Origin of the sequence: Bremerella volcania (assembly GCF_007748115.1) — a bacterium.
Taxonomy (GTDB): Bacteria; Planctomycetota; Planctomycetia; order Pirellulales; family Pirellulaceae; genus Bremerella; species Bremerella volcania.
In genome coordinates this window covers 2,360,538-2,370,817 of record NZ_CP036289.1, presented here as the reverse complement: position 1 = coordinate 2,370,817, position 10,280 = coordinate 2,360,538, and the positions used below count along the sequence as shown (strand labels likewise).

General features: G+C 55.8%; 6 protein-coding genes. 2 read left to right on the top strand and 4 right to left on the bottom strand.

What is annotated here, in order from left to right; all coding sequences use genetic code 11:
* Nucleotides 1-12 precede the first annotated feature (12 nt).
* The 3 genes from Pan97_RS09835 to Pan97_RS09825 all read right to left on the bottom strand — a co-directional run bounded on the left by Pan97_RS09835 (nt 13) and on the right by Pan97_RS09825 (nt 6,937).
* The gene (locus Pan97_RS09835; protein ID WP_144972059.1) at nt 13-4,338 is read right to left on the bottom strand and encodes a GEVED domain-containing protein; all 4,326 of its coding nucleotides are present in this window, start codon (nt 4,336-4,338) and stop codon (nt 13-15) included.
* Between the two features lie 399 nt (nt 4,339-4,737).
* Entirely contained in the window at nt 4,738-6,276 is a 1,539-nt protein-coding gene (locus Pan97_RS09830) for a hypothetical protein (protein WP_144972057.1), read from the bottom strand.
* A 265-nt stretch (nt 6,277-6,541) separates the two neighbouring features.
* Entirely contained in the window at nt 6,542-6,937 is a 396-nt protein-coding gene (locus Pan97_RS09825) for a DUF2784 domain-containing protein (protein ID WP_144972055.1), read from the bottom strand.
* Nucleotides 6,938-7,356: 419 nt separating this feature from the next.
* Between Pan97_RS09825 and Pan97_RS09820 the strand changes: the two genes are divergently transcribed.
* Together Pan97_RS09820 and Pan97_RS09815 are read left to right on the top strand one after the other, a co-directional pair.
* The gene (locus tag Pan97_RS09820; RefSeq protein ID WP_144972053.1) at nt 7,357-8,328 is read left to right on the top strand and encodes a DUF1559 family PulG-like putative transporter; all 972 of its coding nucleotides are present in this window, start codon (nt 7,357-7,359) and stop codon (nt 8,326-8,328) included.
* A 124-nt stretch (nt 8,329-8,452) separates the two neighbouring features.
* Nucleotides 8,453-8,851 carry a carboxypeptidase-like regulatory domain-containing protein gene (locus tag Pan97_RS09815; RefSeq protein WP_144972051.1) on the top strand — a complete coding sequence of 133 codons (399 nt, stop codon included), beginning with the start codon at nt 8,453-8,455 and terminating at the stop codon, nt 8,849-8,851.
* Nucleotides 8,852-8,937: 86 nt separating this feature from the next.
* Here the strand turns inward: Pan97_RS09815 and Pan97_RS09810 are convergent, their stop codons facing one another.
* Nucleotides 8,938-10,278, bottom strand: coding sequence for a hypothetical protein (locus tag Pan97_RS09810; protein ID WP_144972049.1), 1,341 nt, complete (start codon nt 10,276-10,278; stop codon nt 8,938-8,940).
* Nucleotides 10,279-10,280: the final 2 nt, after the last annotated feature.

Below are 10,280 nucleotides of genomic sequence, written 5' to 3'. Positions count from 1 at the left end.
TTGGGCCACGAATTAATAGCTAAGCAGCTCGCTATCCCATTCCGGATCGGCAAAGACGTCGTCTTCTGCCTCCCCATCGGTGGATGCAAATTCGAGCTCATCACTGTCGCTCCAGAGCAGATCGCTCTGATCGCTTCCCAGCGAGCTGAATGCCAGTTCGGTCGTGGTTTCGTCGAGAATCACCTCCGTTTCGACCGTTTCCACGTCGCCGGTCTCCGAAGCAATCGCCCAATCGGAAGCGATCACCTGGAATTTGCTGTACGTCTGCGAAACGGGTGCCGCTGGGCTAGTTACTTCCGCCTTCGAGATCAGAGCCGCGACCTCGACCACAGGCATGGCCAACTGGGTTTCTACCGATTCGGTAGCTACGGGTTCTTGCTCCAGGGATTCGCCTTGCGGGCTTTTGTCCGCCATGATGTCCATCAAACGCAACAAGTCGAGTGCTGAGAATCGACCGTCGGCGTTCACATCGATGAACTTGTTGAAGTTCGTCGAGCCGCTACCAAAGTTTGGCAGAGCACGCGAACCAGTGCCTCGCAATTCGTTCAGAATCATGACGTAGTCGATGTTGGTCAGGCTGCCATCGTTGTTAACGTCGGCTGCCTGGGTCTTGTTGTTGAAGGCCAACTGGTTGGTGGTGACCGTCAGTGCCATGGGATCAATCGGAGCGACTAAGGTAACCGTCGCCGTTTCCATGACCCCAGCGGAATCTTGAACGGTGTACTCGAACGTGATGTCTTCGGTCAGGTCCATCACGCCGGCAGCGTCAAAGATGATTCGCGTTCCATCCGGCGAGACATAGATGTCCAGCGGAGGCGTTTCGACCGGGCTGATGTTGGTCACGCTGCCTGGAACGATGGTCAGCGAGCGATTGAAGAAACTCTTGTCGTTAGCCAAGACGTTGAAAACCTGTCCGTCGGTGTCTTCCTCATATGTGAAGACGTCGTCCACGGCAATCAGACCGGTATCGGCAGGCTGGGTGATGAAGACCTTGTAGTCTTCAATTTCACCGAACGCATCGTCGGCCGTCGGACCAACGTTCAAGGTCGGACCGACGCGGAACCGCATGTTGGCGGCCAGGCGAGCGGCGTCCGGCAGAACCGAGTCATCAAAGACGCTCGTCGGAATAGTGAACGTGTAGTTGGCTTGACCCGGAGTCAGTTTGACGTTGGTGAAGATGCGTTCGTTGGCATCGTTGAAGTCACCGTCCTTGTTCAGGTCGATCCAGGCGTTCAATACGACGTTGCTGTGAACGACGTTAGAAGTGATGGTGACCGTATTGGTACCCTTCTTAATGCCGTTGCCGAAGAAGACGCCATCATCGGCAATCGGGCTGGCACCCAGGTAAGCCCCTTGGGCAACCGGCGTGCTTCCACCGAGCCCACCATTTCCGCTGTCGGAACCCGCGATCACGCCAAACTCAAGCGGGGCACTCAGCGAAGCCGAACCGTCATCGGCAATGGTGACATAGATAGGAGTAGTCGTCGTGGTGACGGCCCCTGGACTAGGAACCGGCAAGATCTGGAACATACCCGAATATGCCGCGTGAAGAATGAATTCTCCGGCGGCGTTTGACGTCGCAGTTGGTTCGCAAAGCCCAATCAAGCCGTCGCCGTTATAGTCGATGAAGTACTTCGCGCCAGCAATTCCCATTTCAGTCGCATCTTTGAAGCCATCCATGTTCAAGTCTTGGAAGGCCAAACCCACCATGCCCTGCGTAGTTCCGCCAGGCACGTCGGCAGCTGGAATCAGCTCATCGTTGTAAAAGGCAATACCTGCCGCCGCGACAGAAATCGATTCGTCAAAGTTGCGGATTTCCAACGTCGACAGATCGCCATCAAGTCCACTGTTGAAATAGAATGTCGCATCCGCGGCATCGACCATTGTGTCGGTGATACCTAGCAGTTGGCCTTCAGCCGTGACCTCAAAACCGTCTAGCGGATCGATGCCAGCCTCCGCCGTCGTCGGCAGAATGCCAGTCGGCAGGAAGTCGTGGTAAGCGGCATCACCGCCCGAAGCACCAACCCAAATATCCAGTCCGCGATAATTCACGGCGTCCGCGATGTTATCCTCCACCGTCGCCCACAAGGCCATTTCGCTGGCCGAGAGACCATCGGTAATGGCATCTTCGCCGGAAAGAACAATGATCAGATCGTGCGAGATCAGTTCATTGAAAATAGACGGATCGATGTAATTGATGTTGTAGAAGTCGGTGCGTTCGTATCCGGTCGCTTGTTGCGTACCGTTGCTGAACGACCAGGTAACATTCCCGTTTCCGACGACCGCGATGGAGTACTCCGACTTAGGAATCTCAGTCGATGTTCCGTTGCCACGCAGGAAGTCGAGGATGACTTCATCGTAGCCCAGTTGCCCAGGGCTTGTGCCATCGAGGATCGCATGATTCGAGGCGAAGAAGTTACCGCCAATCGCACCGGCGACGGAAGTGGTTCCGCTAGGCAGGGCAACGCCGCAAACGTCGATGCTGCCCGAACCACCGCCACCGGGTCCAGTCGGATTGCTCGGCAGTGGCGTAGCACCAACTGCCTCGAACGCATCGATCAAACCGTAACCGGTGAGTAGATCGGCGCCGGGTGTTTCCATGTCGATCGCCGTGTCCTGAAGAATCGTGTAGACCTCAGTCGGCGTCAAATCAGGGTTTCTTTGCAACATGAGTGCGGCCACGGCAGCGGCATTTGGTGCAGCCGCGGAGGTTCCGAAGAAGTTCGGGAATCCATCGCCATCCGAGTCTTGACCGAAGAAGGTCGTGTTTACCCCGTCAATTGCGCTGAAGTTAGGTGCTTGGCGATTCTCGGCAGTCCCCAAACGGTTCCCGCTGAGATCAAACAGAATCGGCACGCCGCCCAAGGAAGTAAAGGATTCCCGCAAAGGTGGATCTTGTCCGAACTCAGGAGTGTCGACATAGTAAGAAGCACCCACAGCTGCCGCACCAGCCGAATTCGAGTGGCCGAAGCTCGTCGCACTATTCGTGGCATACTCATTGATCGTGGGCTGAGTGGACAGAATGACATACTTCATCAAGCCTGCATCCGCTCCAGCTAATCGGGTAATCACGATCTGAAAATCGGTTGAGTTCGTTGTATTGACGTAGCCCAGGAATTCGCTGGCATCGTTGCCGACATTGCTATCGATACTACTTGCAACCACCGTTCCATTGGCATCCAACAAGTAAATGTTGTAATCACTGGTGGACCCCGTTCCGCCAGCGGACGCGAAGGCTTCATCCCACTGAAAAGCAGTCCGAAGACTGCCATTAATTGGAATCGAGATGCTCTGCATCGTGTCAACGCCCGTTCCAGGATCGAAGTCGTGCATCACTTCGGTGGTGTTACCAAAAGTCTGCCCACTATCCGTGAAGGCCGACTCATAACTATTGTCGGCGTAGTTCCCCTGCGAAGCGAAGTAGGAAACCCCTGACGCAACAACGGTATCGACTGCCTGGGCGATAATACCATCCTGGAACATCGGCTCATTGCCGTATCGAACGTCATCGACGATGACGTCGGCCCCGGCATTGGCGAGTGCGAGAATGCCATTGGCAAAGTCAGCTGCACTATTGAACGCCGTGTAGAACATAAGATTCGAGTTTGGTGCAATGTCGTAGATGAGTTGTGCCATACCACGACCTTCGTCCGAGCCGAAAGCGTAATCGGACAAGACATTGACGCCGGCTGGAAGATCACCTGCCGCGACATCCGTTGCATATCCCCCCAAGGCATCGAAACTATCGGAAAGAATGCCAACGGTGATTCCAGTACCATCGACCCCATAGGCCTGAAACGCATCGTCCACATTCAGCCCCTGGACGGCTTGGCTTGTCACCAGTCCCACGTCTGAGACTGGTTTGAGCACAGCATTCGAGAAACTGGCCGACGACAATTGTGCCAGGTCTTTCAGTGCGCTGAGCGGAACCCGGGCGGAGACCGCGCGGCCAAAGGAGGAAATCCCTTCGGATCCTAATGATGTCAAGCTATTGACATAAGAATCGGTCGAAACACCTTCGGCTACGATCGATTCAATTGCGACCCACCCGTTCTGTACTTGAACGAAACCTTCGTTGGAGAAGTGTAAATCGCCACTGGGCGTACCTGCGTCCATTTGGGCATCGTACTGCATGGCGATCATCGCCAAGGACGTCCCAAACTTCGCATACTCGCCATTGTTTTCGCTGAGCACTCCGTCCGCAAATGTGATGAATTCATCAATGGGATAGTTTGGGGTGCCTGTCAGCAGACGACGGTCTTCAAGTTGTTCTGCACGGCAACTGTGCAAGCCATTGTTACGTCGCTTTGAGAGTTTAGGGTTGCCGCGGCGCTTCATGGGATCTCTCCTGACCTTGGATGAGTCTCAGTGGTATTTCGGTAAATTAGACAGAACAGGCGTTAGAGATCAGATCGAGCGAATGTCATTGATAAGCACGAAAACTGAATCATCGCGGAGAGATCTCGCCATTTGACTCGTTCTTCGAGCCCTGCGGAAACTCCGTAACTTGGCCTTGCCCCGCCATGATAGGTAGTTTGACGGAATATACTTAGACTGACGATAGTTACGATTGTTCCGATTTTCTACCCATTTCCCAGAAATAGACAAAAACGAATCCCCCCGACAGGACGGTGCCTGCCTGAGAATTCGTCATAAGTGTCCGTTCCGCGCAAAAAAATAGGGTCGACTTATCGTCGACCCTATGAGCGTTTCTTTAAGGACCTGAGTCAGGTCGTCTTACCAGGTGTACTCGAAACCGACCGTAGGACCGTGATAAAGAGCGTTCCCGTTGTCGTTGATGAACGCCTGGCGGCTGGCCAATGCGGTTCCCAGAGGAGTAGCACCCCCCGTTTGGAAGTTAAACGAGTCGCTACCCAAGGCGATGCCGTCGATGTAGACAATCTGGTAACCCGCTCGCAAGGTACCTCGTGGAACAATCTTGAAGGTACTCAGGAAGCCCGCTTCGAGAACCATCGAGGCTCGTCGCGAGGCTGCCGTTTCGCTGATCACAGTCGTAGCATTGTTCAGGGCGATCGTCGAGTCCTGGGTGGCACGGTTGCCGTACACACCAATTTCACCGAAGGCCGACAGGGTCCAGCGAGTGGTCAGCCGCAGGGCCGAATCCAAACCGAACTGGGCACCGAACAGGTCGTTGTCGGCGTCGATGGTGTAAGCCAGGTCGCCCGAGGCACCCATCGTGTTGTAGACGGCATCGTCATCCACGCGGACGTATCGCAGACCAACCCACCACGAGCTTTGCCACCAGCAGTTCGCCGAGGTGAAGAAGCGTCGCATGTTCAACTCGAACGAATCGAAGCGATTCGAGGTCGAGAAGATCTGCAGGCTACCTTGATCGGTTTCCGCATAACCACCCGCCGGATCGACACCGAATCCGGAGAATGGCGAGAACAAGTCACCCACCCCTTGAACGGTTTGCGTCGAAGCCCAGTTCCCCATCCCCAGGTAGCTGAATTCGAGGTAGCTGCCTGGCATGAACGTGCGATTGAGCGACATCCGTACGCCACCTTGGTTGGTGAAGTCGTAGTTGTCGGTATTGAACACAGGATTGTTGGCACCACCTTGCGAAGCCAAGACGGTCGAGCTGTTACCTGGCTCGTACATGAAGAAGGTCGCATCGACCACCACGTCGGCCCAACGCGGAGCACAGGGACCGCCGTAAGGAGTCATGTCCCAGGCATTGCCAATCCCGCGGCTGAAGCCGCAGTAGACGTGACCGCCGGTCAAGCCGCAGCAGCCGCCGCAACCAGCACCGCCGCAACCTTGGCAGGTTCCTTCAGCAAATGGCTTGCCCAGGTGACCACCATGACCGCCACCCATGCAATGCTGGCAACCAGCACCGCCGCAGGCCTGACAGCCGTAACCACCCCAGTGGCTCGCTGGCATCACATTCGGATCCATCATCGGGCCGCCCGGTGCAGCCATGCCATAGTCTTGTCCCATGGGCATGCCGTAGGCGGCTTGCATCACAGGCCCCGGAGCGTAGCCACCTGCCATGCCGGGCATCATCATCTGGCCATAGGGATCCATGGCAACATAAGGATTCATCCCAGGCGGCATCATCTGCGGCCCTGGCTGTCCTTCCGGATGGCGTTCGACGCGCCAATCGCCGCCGGCGAGACTCGCAACAGCGGATGATTCTTGCTCGATCGTCTTCTGACCGGTTTGGTTGGCATAGGTTGTCTTTTCAGCGTTCGCCTGTGCGGCGAATAGCACTGTGGACAACGTTAAGGCGGTCCACAAAGTAGTGGCTCTCATGGGTTCCTCTTTCGCAATCGAAAGGCAACTGGATGGCCCAGTGGTCGACAACGGTTGGTGAATTGGCAATCAATTGGCCAGCCCCAGGGCAGACCTCGAGTGCATCTCAGGTTGAATCTTCGATACCTTCAACACAACCAATCGGCACGGAAACGCAGGAAGAACCAACACTTTCAGTACGAGCCGCAGATATTTTGCAAATTAACACGCTGCAGACGTCGCTAGCGTGCCAATTACGGCTTGCGAAGAGAACAACGGCCGGAAATCACGCCGTATCAGCTCGCTGAACTTTCAAGCGGTAATGCCAGGCAAGAATGTTCAGAGTGATCGACATCAGCATGGCCGTCACCCCCACAACCGCCGTCGCATAAGTCACCAGAACGGGGTCCGAGTCCCAGCCGGTGCAGCCGTCCAGGCAGTATTTTATGAACGAGCCGGGCAGGGGGCCTTCACCCAGGGCTCGTTTCACCTGCCAGTGCCAATCGGTAAACGGGCAGTAGCCCCACCCATAAAACGGACTGAGCACCGTCCACGATGCCAGGGTCAATAAGATCAGAATCAGATGTGCCTTCCGCGTTCTCTCAAATGCCCAGCCCAGCGCGTTAAACGCCGTCAGGGCGAGATGAAAGATCAGCAGGAAATAATCCAGGAAGATGAGCACGCGGCATTTCCTTGAGGCGTAACCAAGTTGAAGCGATTCTTTGCTCACTCACCGGTAAGACGACTCAGGCCCACCAATCGATTTGGCAAGCCGCCTGGATATTGCAACGGATCGATAGGGAAGTCCCCATCTCAAGCCCCTCTAAGCCACCCCCTTGCCCCATTTTTTCACTTGACACTCTTGGTGCGGGAAACCACAAAAACCATCATAATAGGGGGATTCAATGAACTCATTTATACCACGTACGGCAGGGTCCCCATTCCCACAACAACACAATAAGCACCACTAACAACCATCAAGTAAGCACTTAAGGCTCACTACACGATCCGAAGAAATGTAATTTATTTGTACTAGATGTAAATTTATGCTATAACTCTGGCCTCTTCTTATTCTTTTCTTTCTATTTGTGGAGCACGCATATGCGCGGGAAAAACGGATTCACGCTTGTCGAGCTACTAGTTGTCATCGCAATCATTGGTGTGCTAATCGCCTTGCTTCTGCCGGCCGTTCAACAAGCACGTGAAGCCGCTCGGCGAATGAGCTGTAACAACAATCTGAAGAACCTGGCACTCGGTTTTCACAATCATCATGACGTCTTCGGCCAATTCCCAGCTGGTGGAGAACACACCGGGACAGGCGACCGTGAAATGTGGGGCTGGGGAGCACATATCCTGCCGTTCATCGAGCAAAACAGTCTCTATGATCGGCTCAAAGTGACAGACCAATTCCTGAAAGATACGTTGGACGATACGACGCTTCGTCCACTCACCCAAACCAAGCTGGAAATCTTCATTTGCCCTTCCGATCCAGGCGGACATCTGATGGATGGCGGTCAAATGAACAGTGGCACCGGTCGGCACTTCAATGGACTGTCGAGCGTGAATAACAGCTTCCGAGTTGCTAAGTCGAATTACATCGGTGTTTGCGGCATGTTTGACGTTGATCACCGCCGAAACAACGGGGTGCTATTTCGTGGTAGCGAAATCCGTTTCGCGGATATCACCGACGGTACGTCCAATACGTTCCTGCTTGGTGAACGCAACCGGCGTTGTGCCCAGGGTGCCTGGGTGGGTAATCGCAATGTGACCGGAGGCGGCCCTCAAGGCGCTGACTATACCATGGGCCGCGTGACCATTCCGGTAAATCACACCAGTAACGCCTCGCACCAATGCGTCGAAGCGTTCGCTAGCGAGCATCCCGGCGGCTCACTGTTTGCGTACGCCGATGGTTCGGTTCACTTCATTTCCGATACGATCGACTACAACAACGCCGGCGTCAACGGAAACAACCAGAGCAACAACGATGCTCCTCCGACGTTCAACTCGAACAATCTGGGCACCTATCAACGTCTAGGTGCACGAGATGACGGGGCTCCGATCGACGGCAATTAGTCCCAAACCTCTTTGCGTGGCGGCCGACCGAAGCCTACCGGTCGGCCTTCACGTTTTTTTGCCAACGGCGGGCCATGACTGGCCATCTGATAAGCCCGTGGACACTCGATTTATTGGCACACACATGACACGAACTCTTAACTGCGCCATTCTGTTCTGCTTGATGTCTCTCGTGGGATGCCAGGGGGGAAACGAAGGGGTTACGGGAACGGTTTCCCTGGACGGAAAGCCCCTTCCGAAAGCCGAAGTGGTTTTCACTCCAACCGAAGGAGGCCGACCGGCAACCGCCACAACCGATGCCTCTGGCAAGTACGACTTGCTGTACACCATCAACCAGAAAGGGGCTCCGGCTGGTGAGTACGTCGTAAGGATCCGCACGGCGACCACAACCACCGGCGAAGACGGTCGCGACATCCAAAGCCCTGAATTAGTCCCCGCCAAATACAACCAGCAAAGCGAACTGGTAGTTGAGGTGAAAGAAGGGGCTGCGAACCAATTCGACTTCGACTTGAAGTCCGAATAGTACCCTCAAGAAACAATGGAAGGGCAAGCCTGGCATGCAGGCTGCCCTTCCGGTCCAATCGCTCCCAGTAGGGAAGGTAGCGGTCTTTACGGGATCCAGTACACGGCCCCCAGCACGGCAGCTGTCTGAAACGCAGCACCGCGGGCACTAAGTGGTACCGGTGGAATCAGGTGCGGAGCACAGTTGCCTGGTCGGTAGTAACCCAACGCGTAGCGGCATTCGGTTGGCGGATACATGCCCATTTGGTAAGGCAGCAGCGCCGCACTTCCGAAGAAGTGAGCCCCACTCAGGGCAACCTGCGAGATTGGCCCGGTCGTGTGACCATAGCGTTCCAAAGCTCGGTCTTCAAAGTACAGCGGCTTGTGGCACAGTGCCGAAGCGGTCCAGTTGACCTCCAGCGGAGCCCAGTTGCGTCCCATGAACGGCTGATCGGTCCAACCACATTCGTACGGCAAGTTCCAGTGAGCGGTCAGGAAGCACTTCTCGTCGCTGCCCAGATCTTGGATACGAATCCGCTTGATTTCGCTCCCATCGTCGATCAGCACGCGGCGATCGCGAATATCGAGCATGCGGCCGTCGGCGACCAGTTCGCCCTGAATGTTACGCCACTGACGCGACGGAGCACTTTGCATCGCCTGAATCTGCATCGACTCGGCCACGGCCGGATCATCTTCATCCGGAGCAAACGGCGAAGAGATGTCGAGCGAGATGTTGCGAATGTTGAATCGGCCTAATTCCTCGCGAATCTCGCGGCAGCTGTCCGACTCTTCACAGCAGTTGCGGTCTTGGTAAACCTGCTGGCAATCGGGGTCCGAGTTCTTAGGAATCTCGGGCTGCGTGCGGAACAGCGGCGGCGGCAGATTGTTATTCGATCGAGGTGGCGTTTTCGGAGCCATCGGCTGCATCGGCGTGACTTCCGGCATGGGCTCCTCCATGGGAGCCTCCTCCATCGGCATCGGCTGGGTAGGAGCCGGTTGCATGGGGACCGGCTGCATTGGCGGCTCTTCCACCATCGGCGATTCGGTCATCGGCTCGGGCATGGGCTCTTCGGCCGAACGGCTTGGTGGAGCCGAGAATCGACTTGGCGGTTGAATCTGCTGAGCGGTATAGCGGGGGATCTGGTCGCCGAAGGGATCGTTGAACGGGTCAGCCGGGGGGAGCGTCGAAACGTTTTGAACGACCGAGTGACCGTCTGCAGCGGTCAACTGAACGTGCGAAGCAGGCTGAATCTTGCTGGCCGGCTGCTTGGCCGGGGCACTGACTTTGGAAGATGGTCGCCACTTGAGGTGGCTTTGCGCCGTGGTGGTCTTTTCGATCGGCGCCGCTTCGACAACCGAGCGGGGCAGGGCGCGTGGCGTTTGAGCTTCAGCCTCGGCTGCGAGTCCGCCCAGGACCACGCCACCCTGAACCATCAAGGTGGCAAGCAACT

Excerpts from the sequence above, each read along its gene's own strand:
- Pan97_RS09835 (WP_144972059.1), bottom strand. The coding sequence starts at position 4,338 with ATGAAGCGCCGCGGCAACCCTAAACTCTCAAAGCGACGTAACAATGGC.
- Pan97_RS09815 (WP_144972051.1), top strand. The coding sequence starts at position 8,453 with ATGACACGAACTCTTAACTGCGCCATTCTGTTCTGCTTGATGTCTCTC.
- Pan97_RS09830 (WP_144972057.1), bottom strand. The coding sequence starts at position 6,276 with ATGAGAGCCACTACTTTGTGGACCGCCTTAACGTTGTCCACAGTGCTA.
- Pan97_RS09820 (WP_144972053.1), top strand. The coding sequence starts at position 7,357 with ATGCGCGGGAAAAACGGATTCACGCTTGTCGAGCTACTAGTTGTCATC.